This window comes from Pseudoalteromonas sp. CO325X, assembly GCF_004208955.1.
Classification (GTDB): Bacteria; Pseudomonadota; Gammaproteobacteria; order Enterobacterales; family Alteromonadaceae; genus Pseudoalteromonas; species Pseudoalteromonas ruthenica.
On the sequence record NZ_SGPG01000020.1, the window covers coordinates 76900 to 102126 of the forward strand.

The following is a 25227-nucleotide window of genomic DNA, read 5'->3' on the forward strand; positions in this document are numbered from 1 at the left end:
GAGTGGGTGCTACTTGAGCATAGGTTTTAAGTATTTACCGGTATGCGAGCGCTCACACTCGGCTACCTGTTCTGGCGTGCCAGCAACGAGAATTTCGCCCCCGCCGCTGCCTCCTTCAGGGCCTAAATCAACGATCCAGTCTGCGGTTTTGATGACATCCAGGTTATGCTCAATCACTACTATGGTATTACCATGGTCGCGCAAACGGTGTAATACCGCCAGCAGCTGCTGAATATCATGGAAGTGCAGACCAGTCGTTGGCTCATCAAGTATATATAAGGTTTTGCCGGTATCGCGCTTGGATAATTCACGGGCGAGTTTTACCCGTTGCGCCTCACCACCGGAGAGGGTGGTTGCGGCTTGGCCAAGTCGAATATAGGACAAACCGACATCCATCAGCGTTTGCAGCTTGCGTTTTATCGCGGGGATGGCATCAAAGAACTGTCGCGCATCTTCTACCGTCATCTCTAACACTTGGTGAATATTCATGCCCTTGTAAAGCACTTCCAGGGTTTCGCGGTTATAGCGTTTGCCCTGGCAGACGTCACACGGCACGTATACATCAGGTAAAAAGTGCATTTCTACTTTAATTACGCCATCGCCTTGGCATGCCTCACACCGGCCGCCTTTAACATTGAAGCTAAAGCGGCCCACTTTGTAACCCCGTGAACGCGCCTCTTGCGTGCCTGCAAACAGCTCGCGAATGGCGGTAAAAATACCGGTGTAAGTGGCGGGGTTGGAGCGTGGCGTGCGCCCGATTGGGCTTTGATCAATATCGATAACCTTGTCGAAATGATCTAAACCTTGAATATCCTTGTACGGCGCAGGTTCAACGGCGGTTGCGCCGTTAAGTTCGGTGTGCGCCACCTTAAACAAGGTATCGTTAATAAGGGTCGATTTTCCGGAACCGGAGACCCCGGTGATACAGGTCATCAAACCAAAAGGAATACGTATATCGACGGCTTTAAGGTTGTTGCCGGTGGCACCGAATAGCTCCAGCCATTTATCAGAGGCTGCATGGCGCTCTTTGGGCACGGCGATTTCTTTGCTGCCACTGAGATACTGCCCGGTTAATGAATCAGGGTTGGCCATTATTTCATCTCGGGTGCCTTCAGCAACCACATAACCACCATGTACCCCAGCGCCGGGGCCGATATCAATAACATAGTCGGCGGCGCGAATAGCATCTTCATCGTGTTCCACCACGAGAACGGTGTTGCCTAAGTCGCGCAGACGAGTCAGCGTTTGTAGCAGGCGATCGTTATCGCGTTGATGCAGGCCAATCGAGGGCTCATCAAGCACATACATCACCCCCACCAATCCCGCACCTATCTGGCTGGCGAGACGAATACGCTGCGCTTCACCCCCGGAGAGGGTATCGGCGCTGCGCTCAAGCGACAGATAATTTAGACCCACATTGACGAGAAAAGACAAGCGGTCGCGAATTTCTTTGAGGATCTTATCGGCAATTTGCGCTTTTTGGCCGCTAAAATCGAGCTGCTCAAAATAGTCATAGGCTTGACCGATACTCATCAGGGTGACGGCAGGTAAGTTGGTGTCACCGATAAATACATTACGGGCCTCTTGGCGCAGTCGTGAGCCATGGCAGCTCGGACAGGCTTGCGAGGTTTGATACTTAGCCAGCTCTTCACGTACCGAGTTTGACTCGGTCTCATGGTAGCGGCGCTGCATATTGTTAAGAACGCCTTCAAACTCATGATTGCGGGTAATTAAATCGCCACGGTCATTGCGGTAGCTAAAGGCTATTTTCTCCCCTCCTGAACCTTCTAGAACCACTTTTTGTGCTTGCTCATCAAGGTCTTGAAAGGGGGTGTTAAGATCAAATTGATAGTGCTCGGCGACCGATTGCAGCATTTGGAAATAGTAGAAGCTGCGTTTATCCCAGCCTTTGATAGCGCCGCCAGCAAGGCTGAGCTCACTGTTGTGAACAACGCGGCTCGGGTCAAAGTACTGGCGTACCCCTAAGCCATCACAGCTTTGACAAGCCCCAGCGGGGTTGTTGAAGGAAAATAACCGTGGCTCCAGCTCGCTCATGGCATAGCCACAGGTTGGGCAAGCAAAATTGGCGGAAAACACCATCTCTTCCTGTAAGGAGTCATCCATAGCGGCAACCTGAGCAACACCCCCTGAAAGCTCAAGGGCGGTTTCAAAGGATTCGGCTAAGCGCTGTTGCTGACCCTCTTTCACCTTAAGGCGATCGACAACCACTTCAATGGTGTGTTTTTTATGTAACTCAAGCGGCGGTGGATCGGACAAGTCACAGACCTCGCCATCAATACGGGCACGGATATAGCCTTGGGCGGCGAGTTGCTCGAGCAGCTTTACATGCTCCCCTTTACGGTTTTTGACCACCGGGGCGAGCAGCATCAACTTACTGCCCTCAGGTAACGCCAAGACTTGGTCCACCATTTGGCTAATGGTTTGCGCCGCTAAGGGTAAATTGTGGGTTGGGCAACGTGGCTCACCAACACGCGCAAACAGCAATCGCAGGTAGTCGTATATTTCAGTGATGGTACCCACCGTCGAGCGCGGGTTGTGTGATGTCGACTTTTGCTCAATGGAAATGGCGGGGGAGAGGCCCTCAATATGATCAACATCGGGCTTTTCCATAAGTGATAAAAACTGTCTGGCGTATGCGGAAAGCGACTCAACATAACGGCGCTGACCCTCGGCATATAACGTATCAAAAGCGAGGGAGGATTTGCCGGAGCCTGATAAGCCGGTGATGACAATCAGCTTATCGCGAGGGATTGTGAGGTTGATGTCTTTGAGGTTGTGGGTGCGTGCACCGCGAACTTCGATATTTTCCATTCTTCGCCTTTTACCCGTGCAATTTAATAGCCCGTAAGTATCGCATATTTGTACAGGATTTAGCGATGCCTTATTGACCTAAAGAGTGAATACTGTAACAACGAAAAACACATTACGAAGCACAGCAGGGCAGGCGATCAGTGTAAGATTAATGGCGCTGGGCATGTCATATTGGCGCGTGGATATGCTATCATCGCCGGCCAATAAATTTAATTTGCTTTATGGCTGCTTAGTACTTCGTCATGTCCGCATCTCAACTTAATACTGTCGAAAAACGTGCAGCGGTATCGCTAGCCAGTGTCTTTGCATTTCGTATGCTTGGGCTGTTTATGCTGATGCCGGTGTTGGCTGTCTATGGACAAAGCCTCAGTGGCTTTTCTCCCTTGTGGATCGGCCTCGCGATTGGTGCTTATGGTCTTACCCAAGCGCTGTTGCAAATTCCTATGGGGTGGTTATCTGACCGCATTGGTCGTAAGCGGGTGATCATCGGTGGTTTGGTATTGTTTACCTTAGGCTCGGTGGTCGCCGCCTGTGCCGAATCCATGTATACCCTAACATTAGGGCGGGCGTTACAAGGGATGGGAGCGATTGCCAGTGCGCTGTTGGCGCTTGCAGCCGACCTCAGTCGTGATGAACAGCGCCCTAAGGTGATGGCCGTGATCGGCATGTGCATCGGCATGAGTTTTGCCGTTGCCATGCTGTTAGGGCCCATGGTTGCCGCCAGCTTCGGAGTCTCCGGAATTTTCTGGCTGACCGCTGCGCTGGCGGTGTTAGGCATGGCTATTGTTACTTGGATGGTGCCTACGGCGGTTAATCGTGCGCCTAGGGGCGAAACCAGTGTTACCCTTGCTGATGTGGGTAAGTTGGTGCGTCACCCAGACTTAGCCCGCTTAGATTTAGGGGTGCTGTTTTTGCACCTGTCACTGACGACTGTATTCGTGTCGTTACCGACGCAACTGATTGCCGATGGACTTGAAGCCGCCAAACACTGGCAGTTATATATCCCCGTATTTGTGCTTTCTTTTGTGCTTATGGTACCGATGATGATCGTCGCCGTAGCTAAGCAAAAAGAAAAACCCTTGTTTTTAGTCGCTATCGTGATGCTCATTGTGAGTATGCTTGGGCTGGTTGCCGGTGCGCATTCTGTGTATGTCATCGCGGCATGTATGATGCTGTACTTCGTGGCTTTTAATTTTCTTGAAGCCACTATGCCGGCCTTGGTATCGCGACTGTCTCCAGCGAATCAAAAAGGCTCAGCAATGGGCGTTTTTTCCTCATCGCAATTCTTGGGCGCGTTTTTAGGTGGCATTTTAGGCGGTTATGTGGCCCAAACCGGCAGCCCTGAGATGGTGTTTGCGGCGGCTGCTGTGGTTGGGGTAATATGGCTTGTCATAGCCGCGAAAATGCGAGTGCCGCCGCGTAGCAAAATTATTAGTTTGCTTAGTGCTGTTGATTCAGAGCAGGATGCACAGCAGTTGGCGGGTCGTTTAGTGGCATTACCTGGGGTGTTAGAGGCCACGGTGGTGTGTGATGAAAATCGCAGCTATCTTAAAGTAGACGACAAAAAATTTGATTTAGAGGCGGCGCAAAGACTCGTCGCCGCAGTGTAATTTATAGGAGTAAAAATCCATGGCGCGCGGTGTTAATAAAGTAATTTTGGTGGGTAATCTGGGTCAAGATCCAGAAGTTCGCTATATGCCAAACGGCAATGGCGTAGCAAATATCAGCATTGCTACCACAGATAGCTGGAAAGATAAAAATACTGGGCAAATGCAAGAGCGCACAGAATGGCATCGCGTGGTGCTATTTGGCAAGCTGGCAGAAGTGGCGGGTGAATATCTGCGCAAGGGCTCGCAGGTTTATATTGAAGGTCGCCTACAGACCCGTAAATGGACCGACCAAAGCGGTCAAGATAAATACACCACTGAGATTGTTGTCGATATGGGCGGGCAAATGCAAATGCTTGGTGGTCGTGGCGATAACCAGGGTGCTGCCTCAGGCGGTTATCAAGGTGCTCAGCAACAAGGCGGTTTTGGTGGCAATAACCAAGCACAAAGTAACCCACAGCAGGGAGCTCCTCAACAGGGGGCTGCGCAGCAAGGTGGTTACGGGCAGCAACAAAGCAATAATTATGGCCAGCAACAAGGCAACCAAGGTATGCAGCAAGGCAATCAACAGCAAGGTGGCTTTGGCTCTCAGCAGAATCATCAGAGCAATCAGCATGGTGGCGGCCAGCAAGGTGGTGGCTTTGCCCCTAAACCACAAAATGCTCCCCAGGGTGGTGCTTCAAACCCTATGGAACCCCCCATTGATTTTGACGACGATATCCCGTTCTAACAACTAAAAAGTTGTGCGAAAAGCTTATTGATATCTCGCTATTTTATTCCACAAGCCCCATTCTATGGGGCTTTTTTATGGGTTCTTGCTTGAGCTTCCCCCTTTCATGGACAACACTTTAGGCATGAGAATGATTATTCGTCGGCCTGTATTTTGTCTTTATTTCGTCCATACCGTACATGGATCGCTGTTGGTTTAGCGGCTATTACACTCGCTATATTGTGCAATGCTGTACTTGCGTATGCCTTGCATATGCAGCGCCAAGCCGATATCCACCAGCTATCACATCAGCTAGATCGGGTTACTGATGTAGATGATGCGTTATTAACGACCTTACTCGAACCTTATGGCTTTTTCCTTGAGCCTCCTCAGCATGCTTATGTTGACCCTGTGTCTGTGGTTATCTCCACCGGGAATGAACATCAGGAGATATTTGGCTCGCCGTTGTGGTTGTCGAAAAGTCACTGGTTTATCATCGGTAATGCGCTGCTGGCGTACATGTGTTGGCAGGTGGTCAACCTTCTTAGGCGAAAGCGTATATCGCAAAAGAGCAAAGTACCATCGTTAGAAAAAACAGAACAAGCACCGATGAGTGCGAGTATTTTAGGCTTAAATCACTTGTATCAGAGTGTGTTTGCAATCGCCCATTGCACTAAACTGAGTGTTGCTGCAAACGGGGTTGCGAGTTTGCTCGAGACCTTGTTGCAAGAAAGCTTAAGCTACCAACAACAGCTGTCGGTGAAGGTGCTTAATACCGGCAGCTTCGCTATTACCATCCATGATATTCATTACCAACACCTCGACAAGCAACTTGAGGCACTCAGCGACACCATATTACAAAGCTGCCGAGCTTTACTCCCTGAATTGCGGGCTGCAGAGGTTAAAGTGGGCATTTGTAACTACCGAAGCGGTGCTGACCAAGCCATTGTTTATCAATTAACGCAATCGGCGTTGGCATTGGCAAAGCAAAGTGAAGACAAACATTGCTACCGTATCCCCTTTAGCCATAACCACTCTATGTTGTTGGCAGCGAAGTCATGCTCGTTGAGTGAAAGTGTACAAAAAGCTCACTTTATTTGCTTTTTCCAGCCCGTATTTGATTTGCATAGCGAGCAAATACTGCATCACGAAACCTTGCTACGTGTTCGCCACCAGCAGTTGGGCCTGATTTCACCAGAGTACCTCGAAGAGCCGCAAACACGCAAAGCAGAAAGCAGTGTGGATAGCGCCGTTTTAGCCCGATTGGATAAAATGCTTGCCACCGAGGTGCAACAAGGTGATGTCAGCATCAACTTGCAACAATCAAGCTGGTTCGATGGTGAATTTTGGCAACGTCTTACGCTCTTTCTCGAGCAGCATCGCAATGTTCTTATCGAATGTAAGGCCGAACTTTTAGAGCAGCATCAATATATCGTGCGTAGGCGGGTGCGCCGAACTAAGGCATGCCAACGCGGAATTATTATTGACCAGTTACGAACATGGCCGAATGTGGATCTCGATAAATTGGCGGTGCCGGTACAAGCGATAAAACTGGCACCCGAACTTATTGCCCACATTGAAGTAGATAAAAATGTGCAAAAGCGTGTGCTAGCTTACGTTGCAAAGGCTCAACAGCACAGTATTCCAATAATTGCCGTAGGCGTTGAAAGGCAACAACAAGTTTTGGTGTTACAGCAGCTCGGGGTTAGGGCTGCACAAGGGGCATACTTCTCTGGTGCACTGCAACTGTCAACCTTCAAGTCGTTTTGAGTAGGCCGCGATAACGCAGGCCATTGAGCCCTTGCAAGCCCCCGGTATGTACGCCAATAATGCGACTGCCGGCAGGAAAATACCCTTGTGCAACCAGTTGCCACAGTGCGTACATCATTTTCCCTGTGTAAATAGGCTCCAGTGGCACTTGATAGGTGGCTCTGAAATCTTGGCAAAAGCGCCATTGTTTGTCACTAAAGCGGCCATAACCGCCATCATGAAAGTGCTGCATCAATTGCCAGTCACAGTGGTGTGTGGAGGTTAGTTGGCTTATTTCATGATTCAGGTAATCTGCATTTTTGAGCACGGCAATACCAAGTACTTTTCGCTGCGTATGGCCTGCGCATAACCCTGCTAAGGTACCGCCACTTCCTGTAGCGCACACTAGATAATCGTGTTCTGGTAAGGTTTGGGCTAGCTCCGCTACACCGCGTAGCGCCGCGTGGTTGGTTCCGCCCTCAGGGAGAATGTAGACATTACCAAAGCGTTGCTTAAGCTCATTGAGGTAATCTTTTTGCTGGCGCAAGCGATAGTCTTTACGCGCGACCGCCACTAACTTCATACCGCAGGCGTGGGCAAAGCGCAGTGTGGGGTTGTGCATATCAAGTTCAGGGCCGCGTACGATGCCAATAGTGCTTAGACCAAATAGTTTTCCAGCGGCAGCCGTTGCATATAAGTGATTGGAGAAAGGACCGCCAAAAGTGAGCAACTGCCTACATTCAGAAGCCTGAAAAGCCGCTAAGTTGTACTTTAATTTTCGCCATTTATTACCTTGGATCAGAGGGTGATACAAATCGTCGCGTTTGATGCTTAGTTGCACGTTGTGATGCCGCAGCAGCGGATGGTGAATTTGCTGCATTGGCGACTCTTTGATGGATGTAATGATTGAGCTCATAGTTTTGCCCTATTTTTCCCCCTAATTAACTTGCTAAATTCCGCAAATTATTGATACTTTGTATATTCTTATAGGTGATACTGCAGACTATATGGCATTTAAACTCTTGACCCGTGTTCCTTGGCTAAACTCAAAGAAAAAGTCCGAAGCAATAGTGGGCGTTGCCTTGTACGCAGACGTGTTACGCGCGGTGCAGTTAAAGCAAAAAAAGCAACAATGGTTTGTCAGTGATACCGAAGAGCTGCCGCTCAACGATTTAGCTAACTATTCGAAAGCATTACTTAAATTGCTACGCAAGATCTCCTCTGACGCTTGCGACTTGTACGTGGTGTTACCACAATCCTATTATCAGATAGTACAGGCCGAGAAGCCAGAGCTGAGCGAGCAAGAAATCACTCAGTCACTGCCGTGGACATTAAAAGACTTGGTGAGCATAAGCGCCGAGAATATCATTGCTGATTATATCGATTACCCGATTCAAAGCACCGGTCAAAAGGCCAAGATTAATGTGTTTGCTACCGATAAACAGCAATTGCGGCCGCTGGTCTCTGAGCTCGATAAGCTCAATGACTGCCACCTTCAGCAGCTATCGGTGAAAGAAACCACCCTCGCGGCGATGACCGCCAAAGATAACTATGCCCGCTTGGTGGTGTATCAGGAGCCTGGTGATGAACCCAGTGTGTTAATCATTCGCGATCAACAATTGCTGCTTAATCGCAGGCTACGAGGGTTTAGCGCGTTACAGCAACAGCCCGATGAAACCACTTTGTCGCACTTAAGTGATTCGTTAGGGCTTGAGATTCAGCGCTCCATGGACTTTTATGAGAGCCAGCTCAAACAGCCACCAATAAAGGAAATTCTTATTCAAGGCATTGATGATGCTCAGGCGGTGATCTCGCGTTTGCAAGCGTTTCAAACTACCTCTATTGTGGAGTTTAAACCGGTTATGGATTTGGCTGATGTGATTGACCCTAAATTCCATATGGCTTTGGCGGGCGCCTATTTTCCGATGTTGGAGCAGGCATGAAAAGCAGCATAAATTTTTACCAAGAAAGCTTGAAGCCGCGTCATGATCCGCTGCCGCTAGTTCTAGTTGTAAAAATATTCATCGCTGCATTTGTCGTGTTGGCTGTGGTTATCGCACTGCAAGTATGGCGTAATAATCATCAACAACAGCAGTTGCAGGAGCTTACACAGCAACATAGCCACCTAAAAGCTGAAGTGGCAGAGCTCAACAAGCAATTAGCGCAGCGGCGCGATACCAAGAACTTGCAGCAGCAACTAGAACAGCAACAGCGCGCAGAGCAGCATCGCCTTAGTTTACTCGCATATTTACAAGGGAAGGGCAGCGGTGCACCGCTTACTTACAGCGACTTGATGAATGACTTGGCGCGCTATCACAACCCACAAGTGTGGCTAACAGAAATTAATATTAGTCAGCGTCATGTGCAGTTACAGGGCAAAACGGCGGCACCCAGTGAAATAGCTCCATGGCTTAAACAATTAAGAAATTCCAACTACTTTTTAGGTAAAGAGTTTTCGGTTTTGGAATTCGATCAAAGTGATGAGCTAAGACAGTTTAATGTGTCTACTCGCATTGATGGGGAGCAGCCATGAAGCGTTGGCAACATATAAGTAACCAGTTTAGTCAGCTACAACAGCGGGAAAAGATGCTGGTGCTGACAGTGGGGCTGTTCTGTATTCTGTACTTAGGTGGGTGGTTTATAAGCATGCCATTGATGGAAAATCACGACCAAGCAGCCACGCAAATTGCCGGTTACCAGAGTGAGAATGCATCACTGCGCACACAGCGACAGGCACTCACTCAAGCTTTGGCTATTGATTATAAAGCTAATCTCAAGTTGCAGCTTCAAGAGCTGCACCAGCGTAACCGCGATTTAGACCAACAATTACAACAGCTCAGTGATGGTTTTGTGTCCGGCGACCGTATGCCTGATGTTCTCGGCGATTTGCTAGCTCAGCAACAAGGGGTGCAGTTACTGGGTTTTAAAGTGATGGGTGTGGAAGCGGTGCAAACAGGCCAGCAAAGTGAGTCATCGTCACCACAATTACAGTTTTATCAGCACAATATGCAGATGACCTTGCAAGGTAATTACTTTGCTTTGCGAGATTATATGGCACGAATTGAGCAAGCAGCCACTCGGGTACTCATCACTGGCTTTCATTATCGGGTACAGGAGCATCCGAGAGCGCAACTCACCTTGAACTTAGCAACGGTAAGTAACAATGAAACATTTATTAGCCTGTAGCCTGTTCATGGTCGCAAGTGTGCCAATAGCGGCACAAGTTTTACAAGACCCAACACGCCCCGCCGTGCAGGCGCAGACCTCACGTAGTACTGAGTCGGTACAGCAGCAATGGGTATTGGAGTCGGTAGTGAGTAAAAAAGGTCAACATAAGGCCATTATTTCTGGGCAGTTATACGCTCAGGGGGATAAGTTAGCCGATTACACTGTCACCAATATTAGCGCCCATGCTGTGCTCCTTGTTCAAGGTGCAAAGCAATTGAAGTTAGAGTTATATAGCAATGAAATTAAACAATAAGTTATTAGTCCACTGGTTTATAGTTGGTACCTCTTCGTTGCTGGTTAGCGCCTGTGCGACCTTCGGCACCGGAGAGCGAGTGCAACCTCATATTGCCAAGGAACTAGAACCCGCAAAACAGTCTAAGGTTAGTGAGGCGCCGCAACCCCCGAAAGATTTTGAGCAAGAATTGCTGAGCTCGGTATCAGCACACACTAAGGTGCAGCCGAGCACGGCTATTGAGCGCTTCGATGTGGTCGCCAATGAAGTTGCACTGCGGCCATTTTTCAACGCCCTGGTAGACGATACCCCCTTTAGTGTCGCTATTCATCCTGAGGTGTCCGGCGCTATTAGTTTGAACCTTAAGCAGGTCAGTATGGATGAAGTGCTTAAGATCATCACCCGCATGTATCCACTTGATGTGTTTCTTGAAGGCCAGGTAGTGCAAGTCTTACCAGCAAAAATGCGCACCGAGTCTATAGCGGTAAACTATCTGATGATGCGTCGCTTTGGTGTATCGAATGTCAGCGTCATCTCTGGCGGCGTGAGCGATTACGATCAGAATAACAACGGCAACAGTGGCAACGGAAATAACAACTTTAGTGGCAATAACGGCGGTAATAACAACGCCATTAATAACAATAATGGCAACAACAGTGGCTCTGGTAATATTCAACAGCTTAATGGCTCTAATATTCAAACCAGTAGCGAGAGTGATTTTTGGGCCGACTTGAAAGAGGCGTTGCAATCGCTAGTGGGCACACACGGTGGTCGTTATGTCATTGTTAGTCCACAAGCAAGCTTGGTAACAGTGCATGCACTACCGAGTGAAATTGCTGCCATGAAAGAGTTCTTGCGCCACAGTGAGGAAAGCTTGCAGCGGCAAGTGATTTTAGAGGCGCGCATCATCGAGGTGACACTCAAAGATGAGTATCAGCAGGGAGTCAATTGGTCTGAAATAGCGGCAAATATTGGCAGTACATCACTGTCATTCTCCTCGACAGCAGCGCAGCTCGGTAATCAAATTTCTGCGGAATTAGGGGGGGCTGCTAGTTTGGTCTTCTCTAATCCTGATTTTGCTGGGGTGATCAATCTATTGCAAACCCAAGGTGATGTGCAAATGCTCTCAAACCCTCGGGTGACTGCAACTAACAACCAAAAAGCAGTGATTAAAGTAGGGGAAGATGAATACTTTGTAACCGATGTGTCTAGCAGCGAAGACATCGGCAATGTCACCCAACAAAATAACAATGACATTGAGCTTACGCCGTTTTTCTCTGGCATAGCCTTGGATGTAACGCCTCAAATAGACAAATATGGCTCGGTTATTTTGCACGTACACCCGTCAGTGACGCAAACCGAGGAGCAAACCAAGTCAATTAAATTAGGGAGCGAAAGTATCGAGCTGCCTTTGGCCCAAAGCAATATTCGTGAGTCTGATACGGTAATCAGGGCATCGAGCGGTGAAATTGTGGTTATCGGAGGTCTAATGCAAACCATTACCTCTGACGAGGTTTCGAAAACCCCGGTGTTAGGCGATATTCCTCTCGTTGGTAATTTGTTTAAAAGTATTCGTAAGAAGCAGAATAAAAAAGAGTTGGTCATCTTACTGCGCCCGACCGTGGTTATGCCAGACACATGGAAGAAACAACAACAACGCTCACGTAAATTGTTAGAGACCTGGTACCGCAATTAATGTATCTCAGCTTTTTTAACCTAACGGAAATGCCGTTTTCGCTCACCCCGAACACGCAGTTCTACTGTGCTCTTGAGCCTCATAACGAAGCGCTGAAAGTGCTGCTCAGTGCTCTGAGTATGTCCGAAGGGTTTATAAAAGTTACCGGGGAAGTAGGTACAGGCAAAACGCTGATTTGTCGGAAGTTGATAAACCACCTTGAGGATAATTATGTGGTTGTCTATTTGCCCAACCCTTATTTGACCCCAGATGAATTGCGATGGGCGGTGGCGGCTGAACTGGGGCTGGAACTTGCGCCCGAGCAAGATCAACAAACATTGAGCCAATCCATAGAGAAGCGCCTGTTAACCCTGAGTCAAGAAGGGAAAAAGGTGGTTATGATTGTTGATGAGGCACAATGTTTTAGTTGGGAAGCGCTGGAGGCGTTGCGGTTATTAACCAACCTAGAAACGGAGCAAAAAAAGCTGCTCCAAGTAGTCCTCTTTGGACAACCAGAACTAGATACTAAGCTGGCCAATCCGCAAGTAAGGCAATTGCGTCAACGTATCGGTTTTTCCTATCAGCTGAGGCCGATGACAGCTGCGGAGGTGGACTACTACATTAATCATCGCCTTCGCCGCGCAGGCGCGCAGTCACCCCTCTTTTCACCGCGTCTGAACCACCATATAGCACGGGCTTGTCGCGGTATTCCTCGGTTAGTAAATACGGTATGCCACAAAGCGCTGCTATTGGCTTATGGGGAAGGGCAAACAGCACTCAATAAGCGCTATATTCGTGCGGCAATTGCCGATACCGAAGATTGCTACGCACCAACATCTATGCGGCGCTGGTGGTTGTTTGCAGTGCTCAGTGCGACAGTGTTAGGCGTGGCGGGTATTTGGTTGTGGAGACAAGTACTGTGAGTCTACTAAACAAGGCCCTCAAAGACATTGAGCAGCGCGATGGCAAACATGAACTGGCGTTAGAGCCGACCGTGCAACTGCCGCAGGCGCGGCCTTGGCGAAATGTCATCACCATTGTTGCGGTGTTAGTGAGCGCCATGGTCGTCATCGCCCTTGCTTATTTACTGATCCCCGCAGCTCCTAAAAGCACAAGTGACAGCTTTGAAGAAGCGACAGTCGCTGGCCCCTCGCACCAGGCAAACGCGCCAACGCTCGTTATCGAAGAGACTGCATCGCAGCCCAAGCAAACGAACAGTGTGGCTTTAACGGCACCTAAAGATGATAACAGTCGGCCTGTGTCAGCCATCAATGCCGAGCTCAACAGCCCGCAGCATGCCAATGTGGTAGAGAACGAGCAAACTGAGCCCCCGACATCATCACAGCAGCTACCTAGCAGCACCAAGCCGGTCGAGGCAGCACAAGCAATGGTGACCTCTACTACTGAGGACGAGCCAAGTGATAAGCCATTAGCAACGCAGCCAAAAGCACCTCAAGTTGAGCCACCAACGAGAGCGACTAACGCCTCGCAGCCAGTGGCGTCATCCAGTGATACCGCCGTGAAGGTCGTCAAGGCGCTAAGTGTTCAGCAGCGCGCGCAGCGCTGGTTTGAGCAAGGACAACAGTCGCTGCGCTTTGCAATGACGAACGAGGCTATAAAGCAGTTTGAACAAGCTGTTATTCTTGTACCCGAACATGAACAAGCCCGGTCATCACTCGCTGCGACCTTATATGGACAACAGCGCTTAGAAGAGGCATACAGTGTGCTTATTAATGGCTTAAAAGTGGCGCCAGAAACCCTTTCATGGCGTGTCATGATTGCCAAAATGGCCATTGAACAACAGCAATATCAGCGAGTGCTTGAGGTGTTAGGAGATGGCCAGAATGCGCGCACAACGCAACTGGGTAACAACGACTATTGGATTTTAAAAGGATCGGCAGCGCGCCAGCTAAAGCAGCACGATATTGCCAAGGTCTGCTTTACTGAATTAGTAAGGCGTCAACCCAATGTAGCGAAATGGTGGTTGGCGTTGGCCACATCAGAAGACGCACTAGGCCAATACCATAGCGCTCGAGGGCATTATGCTACCGCCTTACAATTAGGTGGCTTATCAGGGCCGTCACAACAATACGCTCTAGCTCGCTATGATAGTTTACAGGACACGCCATGATTAGACCTCGCTTAAAAATGCGCTTAGGGGACCTCTTAGTCCACGAGCAAATAATTACCGAAGAACAGCTTGAGCAAGCGCTGGCGGCGCAAAAAAGCTCAGGGCGGAAACTTGGCGCGACCCTAGTTGATTTAGGCGTGATTGCCGAGCCACAGTTACTGCGCTTTTTGGCTCAGCAACTGAATGTTCCCTTTTTAGATATTTCGCAACGTCGCATCGCGCCAGAAACCGCCACCCTCTTACCTGAGGTTTATGCGCGCCGTTACCGTGCGCTAGTTATTGAGGATAACGGCGACAGCGTGTTATTGGGTATGAGTGACCCTGCTGATTTAAGTGGTCTCGACCAGTTAGGGCCTATTCTGGGTTCGAAGCGTATTGACCTTGCGGTGGTGCAAGAGTCACAAATGTTAGAGGCGTTCGATACCGTATACCGACGCACCCAAGATATTGCTAACTTTGCTGAACAACTTGATGAGGAATATCAAGAAGGGGAAGAGTTCGAACTCAACGCCCTTGATGACAGCACCTCAGATGCAACGGTTGTTAAGCTACTGCAATCCATTTTTGAGGATGCGGTACAGGTTCGTGCCTCGGATATCCATATTGAGCCCGATGAAAAGATGCTACGCATTCGTCAGCGGGTGGATGGTGTGTTGCAAGAGAATATCTTAGATCACGTTAAGATTGCCTCAGCCTTAGTGCTACGTCTTAAGTTAATGTCTGGCTTGGATATATCAGAAAAGCGCATTCCCCAAGACGGGCGCTTTAATATCAAAGTAAAAGGCCACAGCATAGATGTGCGGCTCTCGACCATGCCGGTGCAAAATGGTGAATCGGTGGTGATGCGTTTGCTGGATCAATCCGCCGGGCTGCTCACCTTAGATCAAACCGGTATGCCAGCACCTTTGCTACATAAGTTACGGGAAACGCTGAAGCGTCCGCACGGCATGATCCTTGTTACCGGCCCCACCGGCTCGGGTAAAACGACGACCCTGTATGGGGCCTTGAGCGAACTTAATCAGGCTCAGAATAAAATAATCACTGTGGAAGATCCTGTTGAATACCGTATCAGCCGTATAAATCAGGTCCAGGTGAACAGTAAAATAGGCTTGAGCTTTGCGAATGTGTTACGTACAACCTTGCGCCAAGACCCTGATATTATCATGGTCGGCGAGATGCGAGACCAAGAAACCGTGGAGATAGGGCTGCGAGGTGCACTAACGGGACACTTGGTATTGAGTACTTTGCACACCAATGATGCCATCACCAGCGCCATGCGTCTTATCGATATGGGCGCGCCACCTTATTTGGTTGCCAGCTCCTTGCGAGCGATTATCGCTCAGCGCTTAGTGCGTCGTATTTGTCAAAACTGTCAGCAACCCTATGAAGCCGACGAGCAAGAACGTGCCTGGGTACGTTATTTACAGCCTCACCTAGCGGATGCGCAATTCTACCAAGGGCGAGGCTGCAACAGCTGCAATCACACTGGTTATAAAGGCCGTATCGGGGTGTTTGAGCTACTAGAAATGAACGAAGATATGATGGATGCGCTGCGCCAAAGTGATACCCAAGCCTTTGCACAAGCAGCGAAGAATAACCCAGATTTCTCACCTTTATCACATATGGCAATGGACTACGCTCAGCAAGGGATCACCACCTTGGATGAAGTATTCAAAGTAGCTGAATATGTACCTGAGGTGGTAAACAACTAGTGGCGCATTTTCGTTATCAGGCCAAAGATAGCCAGGGCAAACTAATTAAAGGCGTGGTTGAGGCTAATAACGCACAAGCGGCTGCGGATCAGTTATTGGCGCGTCAAAGTGTGCCAATTAAGATAGATGAAACACAGGTCGTAAAAAGCGCCGATAACAAACCGCTTATGGCCTGGCTTCAGCCCAAGGTCGGCCTTGATGAGATGATTATCTTTTCACGGCAAATGTATTCACTGCTCAAAGCGGGGATCCCGATTATCCGCGCTATTAACGGCCTGGCTGAAACCACCACAAATCCGCGTTTTCGCGAGGTATTAAAAGAAATTACCACTCAGCTTGAGCAGGGGCGCAATTTATCCGCTGCTATGGCGAGCCACAAGGAGGTTTTTCATCGTTTAATGATCTCTATCGTGGTGGTGGGTGAAAACACCGGTAAGCTTGAGGATGCCTTTTTACAGTTGGCTGAATATTTTGAACGCGAGCAAGAAACGCGAAAACGAATAAAAGCGGCATTGCGCTACCCTACGTTTGTGATCATCGCTCTCATCGCGGCCATGTTTATCTTAAATATTTTTGTGATCCCCGTGTTCGCGCAAATGTTCTCTAAATTCGATGCTGAGTTGCCGCTGATGACGCGCATTCTCATTGGCACGTCTAATTTCTTTGTTCATTACTGGTGGTTGTTGCTGGCATTGATGGCGGCAAGCTATTACGGGATACGGCGTTACTTAGGTACCGAGCTAGGGCGATTGAAATGGGATCGCGTGAAATTACGTTTACCCATTATTGGCAGTATCATTGAACGTTCTTTGTTATCTCGATACAGCCGCAGTTTTGCCATGGTGTTACGTTCTGGTGTACCAATGACCACCGGGCTATCCCTTACGGCTGATGCCGTTGATAATGCCTATATGCATCAGCGTATTGTCGAGATGCGACGCGGCATAGAAAAAGGCGACAGCCTGTTGCGGGTTTCCCGACAGAGTGAGCTCTTCTCGCAATTGGTGTTACAAATGGTTGCAGTCGGGGAGGAAACCGGTCGCGTTGATGAACTGTTGCAAGAAAGTGCCGACTATTATGAACGCGAAGTGGATTTTGATTTAAAGAGCCTGACTGCGAAGATAGAGCCCATTTTAATTGCTTTGGTGGCGGTAATGGTGCTAATACTGGCATTGGGTATTTTTACTCCTATGTGGAACCTGATGTCTGCGATTAAAGGGGGCTAAAGTGCGTAATCAGCAGCAGGTGAGCCGGCGTTTGAGCCGGGTTTATCAACTGCTTATTAGTGGATTGCTGATTTGTGTGTTTATTGGCTTTTTTATTTACTATATCAGCCAGTTATTTAATAATGTCAATGACGTGAACTTGCATAAAGCGGTGGCGGAGTTCCATCACAGTGCCGTTGCTATTCATGGTAAGTGGCTAGCCCATAAACAAGATATCATTACCTTAGAGCAGGTGAGCGCGCAAATGCAGGTGGTGGGTCAACAACAGTTTGTGGTTAATCGCTTTGGCTGGCCGACAGGCCTTGAGGGCGATGGGGCTCCCTGTCAGGGCTTATTTGCCCGAATGCAAGGGCAGGGCAACCTGGCTGGGGTCAGTGTTAAGCCGATATGGGCAGGGCAAGCCTTAGTCGGGTGTGAGTTTCTTTTTAATGAGCGAGCCTGGTTTCGCTTTGATGTACACACCGGTCAAGTGGCTGTTACACTCAAATAAACAAAACATAATGATTTTTGAGTAATTCAGCCTTTGGTCTAGAATGAATTTAGGTACTTAACTCTGTTGGAGTAGGCAATGAAACGCAAACAACAAGGTGGCTTTACACTCATAGAGCTTATTATAGTAATCATTATTTTAGGGCTTTTGGCTGCAACCGCATTGCCGCGCTTTATCGACGTTACCGATGATGCTCGCGAAGCATCGGTTGAAGGCGTGGCTGGTGGATTTGCAGCGGCGATAGGATTAGTGCGCTCACAATGGGAAGTTGACGGTCGCTTAGTCGATAATGGTGGCGCTGATATTACCACTGTGGTGTATGACCAAGTTACCTTAGGTGTTGATGGCGATATTGGCTACCCCACCAACGATGGCAGCTCCGATACCACTGTTGGCGCTATGGCTCGCCAAGATTGCAAAGATGTGTTTGATCTTATTTTACAATCAGCCCCTATTAATACTATTGACCCAAATCAGGCCGCGCAAAGCCGTTATTACGTACAATTTAACGCGGGCAATTCGCAGTGTATTTACTATCTTTCAGATTCGCTCGATACCACCAATGTCGCGAATCTGCCTGACGACTCTGTGCCGGACGGTACAGCCACTGATGGTTTTTCTTACTTCCCCGCAACGGGGCAGGTAACCGTATTTTAATTTTGCTATAACGAGGTAAAGACGATGAAAGCAACAAAACAACAAGGTTTCACCTTAATCGAATTGATTATTGTGATTGTTATTCTAGGGATTCTTGCAGTCACAGCGGCGCCACGCTTTTTAAACTTGCAGGGTGATGCCAATGCGGCAACGGTACAAGGTGTGAAAGGCGCGATGAACTCTGCCAAAGATATCGTTTACGGAAAAGCTATTATTGAAGGTCTTCAAGACGATGCAGGTGATGGCACCATAGGGGTTGACTTAGGCACCGATGGAACCGTTGATGTAACAACTTCCTTTGGTTACCCGCAAGCTGCAGCTACAGGTATTGCCGCAGCGATGGATATTGATTTAACCAACGACTTTGCAAGCAATGTTATTACCGGGACACCGGCTATTTTTGTGGTAAGAGCTGATGGCAGTGCAGAACCGACTGCGGTAGTGGCAGGCAATGGCACCGGTGGTGAAGCTAATGATGGCTGTTATGTGGCCTACACAGAAGCAGCTGATGCTAATACACCGCCAGTGATCACATTAAACCTCGACGATTGTCAGTAAACAATGAACAACCGTGGTTTTACGCTCGTTGAGCTCATAATCACGATTATCCTTATTGGGGTATTGGCGGTGACTGCCATACCCCGATTTCTCGGCTCCAATAATGAAGATGCCTACACTTTAAGAGACCGCACGCTGGCGATGATCCGCAGTATCCAGTTGCAGGCGATGCACAATCTTAATAGTAATAATTGCGTTAAAATTACCACCACGTTAATCGCGCCCCCCGCTAATCAAAATTGCGCAAATGCCATTTCTACAGCCTATGACGACTATCTCGTTGTTGATAGCACCGGCACGGATATCATTTTTACCACCACCGATAACAACGGTGGCAGCTTTAGTTCCTTGTCTTTTAACCATCTAGGGAAACCAGATATTAATTGCGGCAATACCTGCCGTGTACAGGCGGGGAATCAAGCCGTGTGCATTAGCGGCGAAGGGGCTGTATATGGCTGTTAAGCGCCCGCGAGCGGGAGGCTTTACGCTAGTCGAATTGATTCTTGGCATTGTGATTTTTGCCATCTCGATGGTTATTGTATTCACCTTGATTGCTCCGCAAGCAAGGCAAAGCGCTGAACCGCTGGTGCAAGTAAAAGCAGCCAAGCTTGGGCAGTCGTTGATGAATGAAATTCTGGGTAAAGCCTATGACGAAAACAGCGATCGTAGTCCGCCCTTTCAGCGCTGCGATGAAAAACCAGTTGGTTGTAGCACCACCATGGGCCCAGAGGAGGGCAGTCGTGATCTGTATGATGATGTTGACGACTACAATGGGTTAAGTATTACTGATGTCGGCGGCACTTATTCTGGGTTTGCGGCCTCAGTGTTGGTCGCGATTGACGGTGATTACGACCAATCCAGCAATGATAACATTGAACAGGCAAAGCGCATTGAGGTAACCATCACCGCCCCCAATGGTGAGCGTTACCGTTTTGATGCCTATCGAGGCAATTATTGATGCGTGGATTTAGTCGCAATCAGGGCTTTACCTTAATAGAGCTGATCATAGTGATTGTTATCCTAGGGATACTTGCAGTCGGGGTGACCCAGTTTATTCGCTTTGCTATGCAAATTTACAGTGAGGGTAATCAACGTTCAGGGCTGGTAGCGCAATCGCGATTTGTCATTTTGCGATTAGAAAAAGAGTTACGTAATAGTGTTCCTAACTCCATCGCGGTGGATGGCACAAACGGATGTTTAAGCTTTTACCCCATCAAGAGCAGTGGCTCTTATCTGGGGGAGATAGGCCAAGCTCCTTTGCCAGTGGTTGACTTTGACGGCAGTGCTGTTGAAAACGTTGATAAGATTGTTATCTTCCCTACTAGTGTGAATGATATTGAAAATAACGCGTTGACTATTACTGATATTGACGATCAGGGTAATAACGACAATATTTATGATTGGCAGCTTAGCGCCCAGCCACAGCGCAGTTCACCCGGTAAGCGCTTTTATGTGATTGGCCCCCAAGTTGAACTATGCGCCGAAGTGGTCGATGGCCGGGCATCTTTGGTGCGCAAGCAAAATGCAGCGACCAACCTATTGGCTGTGGGAGTCAGTGACTGGCAACCACGCTATGAACCGGGCACATTGGAGCGTAATGCCCTAGTTACCCTTGATTTAACTTTTAGTTCTGAGCAAGGTGAACAGCTTAGGCTAACGCATGAGGTACATATTCCTAATGTTCCCTAGCAGCTCTTTTCGTCAGCAGCGTGGCTCAATGTTGGTTGTAGCGGTCGTAGTGGCGGTGCTGCTATTGGCGCTTGGCCTCGCGCTCTCTCGCGTGATTAACGCGGGTATCAATCAAAACGCCCTAGAATATTATGGGGCGCGCAGTTACATGGCTGCGCAAAGTGGCATAGAGCGCAGCCTGCAACGGTTGATTACTGACAGCACCCCCAGTTGTGCGCTCATAGCTGGGGCGAATTATAGCTTTGCTAGTCGTGCCTTGGAGAATTGCACCGTGGAAATGAGCTGTGCCAGTGAAGAAGATGTTCCTGAGCCGACAGTGGCCAGTGGCGCAGTTAATTTTTATCAAATAACCAGTGCTGCGCAATGTAGCACTGGCAGTATCGATGTACAGCGCAGTATCGCTGTGGAAGTGAGGCTAGAAGGGTGAAGCTAGGCACAAAGATAATGTTTTCTGCGTACATATTTAGCATGTGGATGCTGCTATGTGTCGTCATGTCACCATATGCTTATGGACAAACTGTTGCTTTTTGGTTGATGAATGAAGCCCAGTGGACGGGTGTAAGCGATGAAGTTCGCGATATAAGTGGTAACGGCTTTCACGGTACGGCAATAAACGGGGCGAGCACAACTGAGGCAATCGCTTGTCGTGGCGGCTGGTTTCGTGGTGAAGGCTACTTAGGGCCGCCAAATGGTCAGTATTATTCGGCACAATACTATGTTTCAGTGGCTGATTCGGTGTCTCTTTCACCACTACTGCGTGCAAACCGCGCATTTGCTCTTAGTGGCTGGTTTCGTATTGATAACCTAGCAGCGACAGGCACAATTGTTCACAAAGGAGAGGGAGGTAATTCACAGGAGTATCGTTTGCACACTAAGGATGGGCGGGTGACGTTTACGCTCTGGGATCGCTATGGAAGCCCAGAGCAATATACTTCCAATGCCCTCTTAAGCGAGGGAAATTGGTATTTTTTTGTGGCTCAAGCCTATGTACTTCGCAATGCTCGAACGCAAATGTCGTTACAACTGTTCAATGAAGGCGGAGATACGGTTGCCGGATCTCAACGCGTATATATTGATTACACTAATAAGAACACAGCGGGAAACTTATACCTAGGAGCAACAAATTGGGGTAACTTGACCAACTATTTTGATGGTGTGTTAGATAATATTCAGGTTCATGATGATACCTTAAGTGAGACTGATATTGCCCAGCTAATGGCAGATAGAGGATCATGCCTAACGTTGCTAGCAAATTACCCGCTTGATCTGTGTACTGACTTAGACTCGGGCATATTGGAAGATTTAACCGGCAACTACCCAGCGAATGGTTATTTGCTTAGCGCTGAGCCGGGGCAGGTTAATAATGGTGCGGGTTTAAACCGCAGTGGCAATGATTATATTGCTTTACCAGCGGCCCTTCTCAATGGCCGAAATGACTTTTCTTTATCTTTGTGGGCGCAAGTTGACGATACTGGGCGCTTTAATGAGTTGCTCTCTGCCAGTAACAATCAAACCAATACTGAGATTGAGTTATATGTACGCTCAGGGGGCGAGGTACGAGTTGGCTTTAAAGGGCAATATTATGCCTTCTCTAATCCAGCGCCTTTAATTACCAGCGGCACATGGAATCACATTGCTTTGACCCGTTCGGGACGTGATATCTGTTTATATATTAACGGGGTTAGCTTTGGTTGCCGTCAGGCTGCTTCGGGTAGTCTCAATGTGCTGCGCACGGCATTGGGAGTATGGTGGCGAAGTAATGGCTCATTTGCCGACGAGCTCAATGGTGTGCTGGATGAAGTGCTTGTCTATGAAGGGGCGCTATCCATTGAGCAAATAACCACTATTTATACTAACCAGCTTGCAGGGCTGACCAAAGATGGCAATGTGCGTCCAGACACCTGCTTAAGTTGTATCAGCGATGACTTCAGTGGTTCATCGCTCAGTGAGCAATGGATCCCGTTTCGTAGTCGCGGTAACTTTACCCCACAACCGGTGAATGGTCGCCTACGCCTTACTGAGGCGCGTACCAACCAGGCAACTTCGGTGAATTTTCAGCGCTTGTTTCCGGCAGAGAATAACTTAGTTCAGGTTGAGTTTGATTACTTTGCTTATGGTGGCAGTGGCGCTGATGGTGCTGCGTTGGTTTTCTCTGATGCTGCCGTCACTCCGCAGCCAGGCTCTTTCGGGGGTCCTCTTGGCTATGGCTATAAACCAGGGGTGTCTGGTTTTGCTGGCGGCTGGCTAGGGATTGGGCTGGATGAGTTTGGAAACTTCTCTAATGAGGGTGGGGATGGTTCCATCGGTCGGCGGCGACAATCAGTTGTGGTGCGCGGCTCTGGTGATGGTCAATCGGGATACCGCTATTTACGCGGCACCTGTAACAACGGCACCACGAACACCAACGGCGATTGTTTATCACCGGGAGTGGATGAGGCAACCTCCTCGCAACCCCATCGTTATCGCATTACTATCGACTCGCGTATAGCTAATCAGAGCATTGTAAAAGTAGAGCGTAATACCGGTAGCGGCTATGAAGTGCTCATTGATAGCTTTAATGCGCTAGATAGCAGTTTTGGTCAGGCGCCGGTACCGGAAAACTTTTTATTATCTTTTACCGGCTCGACGGGCGGCTCTACTAATATCCATGAGCTCGATAACATCGAAATTTGTGCATTGCGCTCTGAGCCTGTTGGTGTCACCGTCGATCATTTTCGCTTATCGCATCCGCAGCAAACCGTGCGCTGTTATAGTGCCGACATACAGGTGCAGGCCTGTGCCGATGAAGACTGTACAGCGTTAGTTGAGCAAGATGTTGAAGTGCAAATGAGTAGCACTGCTGGGACATTTGTCGGTGGAAACCCGTTTACATTGATTAATGGCGTTGGCACGACGAAGTTACAGCTACCACAAGGAGGCAGTGCGCAAATAGGTGTGGCAAGTTCCACACCGCCAGCTAAACCATTTAGTCAAGATCGCTGCTTTATTGGCGGTACATTATCGAATTGCACCATCGATTTCGTCGATGCAGGACTGGCATTTTTTGCCAGTGACGGCGTGTCTGCACCGCCAACCCTACGTGCAGGAGAATCTAATAACCTGATATTAAAAGCGGTTGCCGCCAATGCCGTAACCGGAGCTTGTGAAGCACGGGTGGCAGGCGAACAGCAGGTGCAGTTAGGCCTTTCTTGTGAAAACCCGGGGGTATGCCAAAGTGGCCAGCAAGCTCAAATCAATGGCACTGCTATTGGCCTCAACAACCAAGGGCAACAAGCGAATAAACAGAGCGTCGCGCTAACCTTTAATAACCAGGGTGCGGCGCCGTTAGAGTTCAACTACAGCGATGTAGGTCAGCTGCAATTACATGGGGCTATGACTGTAGCGGCTACCCCCACCGAGCCAGAATTCACCCTGCAGGGTAGTAGCGCCGCTTTTGTGAGCCAACCTTACCAGCTGGAGGTCATAGCGGTAGCTGCCAGTGATGGCCGCATAAATCCAGCAACTCAAGGCTCAGGGGCTGGGTTTGTGGCCGCAGGCGAGGCGTTCCAAGTGCAAGTGGCAAGTGTGAATAAGCAGGGAAATGTGACCCCCAACTTTGGTTTAGAGTCACCTTCGCAGCGCGCTCAAGTCAACTTATTCGACCGTGTCTATCCACAGCCCGGGTTTGGTGATGGCAGCCTATTAAGCTCAGGGTCGTTTGCGCTGACGAATACCTCAGGTGTACAACAAAGCCAACAAGTGATGTGGGATGAAGCAGGAAGTATTCGCTTAGACGCAGCTCCGGTGAATGATCAGTATTTAGCGACCTCATACTTAGGTGAGCAAGTGGCCAGTGCCGTGATTGGTCGTTTTTACCCCGAGCATTTTGCCATGAACTCCTCACAGCTACTTGATAGCTGCACTGACTTTACCTATATGGACCAGCCGCAGATTAGTCTGAGTTGGCAGGCACACGCTTTAAGCGCCACCGGCAGAGTATTGCAAAACTATGGTGAACATTACCAAGGCCGCGCCGAGTTTAATTATGTAGCACGCAGTTTAGAGCCACAGCAGGCAAGTTTGGCGTCGCGCTTTAGTGCCGCTGTGGGCGCATGGCAGCAAGGAGTCTACAGCGTAAATGTCAGCAATGGCATGTTTGCACGCTTGGCAAATGCGCAGCCTGATGGCCCCTTTAATCGATTGCAGCTAGGGGCTGAAATCTCCAGCGAAATTGATAATCGCCCATGGCGCAGCGCCGATATGGTAGGAGACTCGGTGGCCAGCTGCACTAACTGTACCGCTAAAGCCTTTAGCGGTTTGCTGGATATGCGCTACGGTAGACTGCGCTTAGAAAACAACTTTGGCAGTGAGTTCGAACCACTGTTGGTGCCAATGCAAGCTCAGTACTGGCAAGGGCAGCGCTGGGCGGTGAATAGCAAAGATCATTGCAGTGCGTATACGCATAACGATTTAATCGACAGCAGTGGTGAGCTAAGTACAACGGGTAGTGGAGCGTTGGTCTCGGGGGATTACGTGGTTGACCAAGGGATTTTTGCCGACTCTGAGGAAAACCCTGGTACCTATCCGGTGAGTTATCCTGCGCCTGATTGGTTGCTTTGGGATTGGAGCGGTGATGGTGCGGCTGATGAAAACCCCAGTGCGACACTCAAGTTTGGTACTTTCCGTGGCAATGACCGCATCATCTATTGGCGCGAGCAGCTCAACTAACTGACCTTTTTTAGGTAATGTGCTG

General features: G+C 49.0%; 22 protein-coding genes. 20 read left to right on the top strand and 2 right to left on the bottom strand.

The window, feature by feature from the left end:
- Positions 1-9: 9 nt before the first annotated feature.
- On the bottom strand, positions 10-2832 hold the full coding sequence (gene uvrA / locus EXT46_RS10300; protein WP_130147106.1) for an excinuclease ABC subunit UvrA: 2823 nt from the start codon (positions 2830-2832) through the stop codon (positions 10-12).
- 242 nt (positions 2833-3074) lie between these two features.
- Here uvrA and EXT46_RS10305 point away from each other — a divergent pair, with 242 nt between their 5' ends.
- The 3 genes from EXT46_RS10305 (at position 3075) to EXT46_RS10315 (ending at position 6918) form a co-directional block, all read left to right on the top strand.
- Positions 3075-4442, top strand: coding sequence for an MFS transporter (locus EXT46_RS10305; protein WP_130147108.1), 1368 nt, complete (start codon positions 3075-3077; stop codon positions 4440-4442).
- 19 nt (positions 4443-4461) lie between these two features.
- Positions 4462-5169, top strand: coding sequence for a single-stranded DNA-binding protein (ssb, locus tag EXT46_RS10310; protein WP_130147110.1), 708 nt, complete (start codon positions 4462-4464; stop codon positions 5167-5169).
- Positions 5170-5322: 153 nt separating this feature from the next.
- Positions 5323-6918, top strand: coding sequence for an EAL domain-containing protein (locus tag EXT46_RS10315; RefSeq protein ID WP_130147112.1), 1596 nt, complete (start codon positions 5323-5325; stop codon positions 6916-6918).
- Here the strand turns inward: EXT46_RS10315 and EXT46_RS10320 are convergent.
- Complete coding sequence (locus tag EXT46_RS10320) at positions 6905-7813, bottom strand: pyridoxal-phosphate dependent enzyme (RefSeq protein ID WP_130147114.1); 909 nt, start codon at positions 7811-7813, stop codon at positions 6905-6907. The genes EXT46_RS10315 and EXT46_RS10320 overlap by 14 nt on opposite strands.
- 91 nt (positions 7814-7904) lie before the next feature.
- Here EXT46_RS10320 and EXT46_RS10325 point away from each other — a divergent pair, with 91 nt between their 5' ends.
- The 17 genes from EXT46_RS10325 to EXT46_RS10405 all read left to right on the top strand — a co-directional run bounded on the left by EXT46_RS10325 (position 7905) and on the right by EXT46_RS10405 (position 25202).
- Positions 7905-8840: an MSHA biogenesis protein MshI gene (locus tag EXT46_RS10325; protein ID WP_130147116.1), complete on the top strand. Its 936-nt coding sequence runs from the start codon at positions 7905-7907 to the stop codon at positions 8838-8840.
- Positions 8837-9430, top strand: a complete 594-nt coding sequence (locus EXT46_RS10330; RefSeq protein ID WP_130147118.1) for a PilN domain-containing protein — start codon at positions 8837-8839, stop codon at positions 9428-9430. Before EXT46_RS10325 ends, EXT46_RS10330 begins: the two co-directional genes overlap by 4 nt.
- Positions 9427-10083 (top strand): agglutinin biogenesis protein MshJ, encoded by a 657-nt coding sequence (locus tag EXT46_RS10335; RefSeq protein ID WP_130147120.1) that lies wholly within the window; start codon positions 9427-9429, stop codon positions 10081-10083. Before EXT46_RS10330 ends, EXT46_RS10335 begins: the two co-directional genes overlap by 4 nt.
- A complete protein-coding gene (locus EXT46_RS10340) occupies positions 10061-10378 on the top strand; it encodes a hypothetical protein (RefSeq protein WP_022945518.1) in 318 nt (105 codons plus the stop codon). The genes EXT46_RS10335 and EXT46_RS10340 overlap by 23 nt, the downstream gene beginning before the upstream one ends.
- Complete coding sequence (gene mshL / locus EXT46_RS10345; protein ID WP_130147122.1) at positions 10362-12053, top strand: pilus (MSHA type) biogenesis protein MshL; 1692 nt, start codon at positions 10362-10364, stop codon at positions 12051-12053. Before EXT46_RS10340 ends, mshL begins: the two co-directional genes overlap by 17 nt.
- Complete coding sequence (locus EXT46_RS10350; protein ID WP_130147124.1) at positions 12053-12955, top strand: AAA family ATPase; 903 nt, start codon at positions 12053-12055, stop codon at positions 12953-12955. Before mshL ends, EXT46_RS10350 begins: the two co-directional genes overlap by 1 nt.
- Complete coding sequence (locus EXT46_RS10355) at positions 12952-14163, top strand: tetratricopeptide repeat protein (protein ID WP_130147126.1); 1212 nt, start codon at positions 12952-12954, stop codon at positions 14161-14163. The genes EXT46_RS10350 and EXT46_RS10355 overlap by 4 nt, the downstream gene beginning before the upstream one ends.
- Positions 14163-15875 carry a type II/IV secretion system protein gene (locus EXT46_RS10360; protein ID WP_269432182.1) on the top strand — a complete coding sequence of 571 codons (1713 nt, stop codon included), beginning with the start codon at positions 14163-14165 and terminating at the stop codon, positions 15873-15875. Before EXT46_RS10355 ends, EXT46_RS10360 begins: the two co-directional genes overlap by 1 nt.
- Positions 15875-17101 carry a type II secretion system F family protein gene (locus tag EXT46_RS10365; protein WP_053909890.1) on the top strand — a complete coding sequence of 409 codons (1227 nt, stop codon included), beginning with the start codon at positions 15875-15877 and terminating at the stop codon, positions 17099-17101. The genes EXT46_RS10360 and EXT46_RS10365 overlap by 1 nt, the downstream gene beginning before the upstream one ends.
- Position 17102: 1 nt before the next feature.
- The gene (locus tag EXT46_RS10370; protein WP_053909889.1) at positions 17103-17591 is read left to right on the top strand and encodes a hypothetical protein; all 489 of its coding nucleotides are present in this window, start codon (positions 17103-17105) and stop codon (positions 17589-17591) included.
- Positions 17592-17669: 78 nt separating this feature from the next.
- A complete protein-coding gene (locus EXT46_RS10375; protein WP_130147128.1) occupies positions 17670-18248 on the top strand; it encodes a prepilin-type N-terminal cleavage/methylation domain-containing protein in 579 nt (192 codons plus the stop codon).
- Between the two features lie 24 nt (positions 18249-18272).
- Positions 18273-18806, top strand: a complete 534-nt coding sequence (locus EXT46_RS19105; RefSeq protein WP_130147130.1) for a prepilin-type N-terminal cleavage/methylation domain-containing protein — start codon at positions 18273-18275, stop codon at positions 18804-18806.
- A gap of 3 nt (positions 18807-18809) precedes the next feature.
- The gene (locus EXT46_RS10385) at positions 18810-19268 is read left to right on the top strand and encodes a type II secretion system protein (protein ID WP_130147132.1); all 459 of its coding nucleotides are present in this window, start codon (positions 18810-18812) and stop codon (positions 19266-19268) included.
- A complete protein-coding gene (locus tag EXT46_RS10390; protein WP_130147134.1) occupies positions 19258-19764 on the top strand; it encodes a prepilin-type N-terminal cleavage/methylation domain-containing protein in 507 nt (168 codons plus the stop codon). Before EXT46_RS10385 ends, EXT46_RS10390 begins: the two co-directional genes overlap by 11 nt.
- Positions 19764-20495: a prepilin-type N-terminal cleavage/methylation domain-containing protein gene (locus tag EXT46_RS10395; RefSeq protein ID WP_130147136.1), complete on the top strand. Its 732-nt coding sequence runs from the start codon at positions 19764-19766 to the stop codon at positions 20493-20495. The genes EXT46_RS10390 and EXT46_RS10395 overlap by 1 nt, the downstream gene beginning before the upstream one ends.
- Positions 20467-20922: an agglutinin biogenesis protein MshP gene (locus tag EXT46_RS10400; protein WP_130147138.1), complete on the top strand. Its 456-nt coding sequence runs from the start codon at positions 20467-20469 to the stop codon at positions 20920-20922. The genes EXT46_RS10395 and EXT46_RS10400 overlap by 29 nt, the downstream gene beginning before the upstream one ends.
- 65 nt (positions 20923-20987) lie before the next feature.
- The gene (locus tag EXT46_RS10405; RefSeq protein ID WP_165381104.1) at positions 20988-25202 is read left to right on the top strand and encodes a DUF6701 domain-containing protein; all 4215 of its coding nucleotides are present in this window, start codon (positions 20988-20990) and stop codon (positions 25200-25202) included.
- The last annotated feature ends 25 nt before the right edge of the window (positions 25203-25227 follow it).

What these genes read in the sequence shown, in the direction of transcription:
- mshL (WP_130147122.1), top strand. Translation starts at nt 10,362, where the DNA reads ATGAAATTAAACAATAAGTTATTAGTCCACTGGTTTATAGTTGGTACC.
- EXT46_RS10395 (WP_130147136.1), top strand. Translation starts at nt 19,764, where the DNA reads ATGCGTGGATTTAGTCGCAATCAGGGCTTTACCTTAATAGAGCTGATC.
- EXT46_RS10400 (WP_130147138.1), top strand. Translation starts at nt 20,467, where the DNA reads ATGAGGTACATATTCCTAATGTTCCCTAGCAGCTCTTTTCGTCAGCAG.
- EXT46_RS10405 (WP_165381104.1), top strand. Translation starts at nt 20,988, where the DNA reads ATGTCACCATATGCTTATGGACAAACTGTTGCTTTTTGGTTGATGAAT.
- ssb (WP_130147110.1), top strand. Translation starts at nt 4,462, where the DNA reads ATGGCGCGCGGTGTTAATAAAGTAATTTTGGTGGGTAATCTGGGTCAA.
- EXT46_RS10305 (WP_130147108.1), top strand. Translation starts at nt 3,075, where the DNA reads ATGTCCGCATCTCAACTTAATACTGTCGAAAAACGTGCAGCGGTATCG.
- uvrA (WP_130147106.1), bottom strand. Translation starts at nt 2,832, where the DNA reads ATGGAAAATATCGAAGTTCGCGGTGCACGCACCCACAACCTCAAAGAC.
- EXT46_RS19105 (WP_130147130.1), top strand. Translation starts at nt 18,273, where the DNA reads ATGAAAGCAACAAAACAACAAGGTTTCACCTTAATCGAATTGATTATT.
- EXT46_RS10385 (WP_130147132.1), top strand. Translation starts at nt 18,810, where the DNA reads ATGAACAACCGTGGTTTTACGCTCGTTGAGCTCATAATCACGATTATC.
- EXT46_RS10350 (WP_130147124.1), top strand. Translation starts at nt 12,053, where the DNA reads ATGTATCTCAGCTTTTTTAACCTAACGGAAATGCCGTTTTCGCTCACC.
- EXT46_RS10335 (WP_130147120.1), top strand. Translation starts at nt 9,427, where the DNA reads ATGAAGCGTTGGCAACATATAAGTAACCAGTTTAGTCAGCTACAACAG.
- EXT46_RS10325 (WP_130147116.1), top strand. Translation starts at nt 7,905, where the DNA reads ATGGCATTTAAACTCTTGACCCGTGTTCCTTGGCTAAACTCAAAGAAA.
- EXT46_RS10340 (WP_022945518.1), top strand. Translation starts at nt 10,061, where the DNA reads ATGAAACATTTATTAGCCTGTAGCCTGTTCATGGTCGCAAGTGTGCCA.
- EXT46_RS10330 (WP_130147118.1), top strand. Translation starts at nt 8,837, where the DNA reads ATGAAAAGCAGCATAAATTTTTACCAAGAAAGCTTGAAGCCGCGTCAT.
- EXT46_RS10390 (WP_130147134.1), top strand. Translation starts at nt 19,258, where the DNA reads ATGGCTGTTAAGCGCCCGCGAGCGGGAGGCTTTACGCTAGTCGAATTG.
- EXT46_RS10320 (WP_130147114.1), bottom strand. Translation starts at nt 7,813, where the DNA reads ATGAGCTCAATCATTACATCCATCAAAGAGTCGCCAATGCAGCAAATT.
- EXT46_RS10375 (WP_130147128.1), top strand. Translation starts at nt 17,670, where the DNA reads ATGAAACGCAAACAACAAGGTGGCTTTACACTCATAGAGCTTATTATA.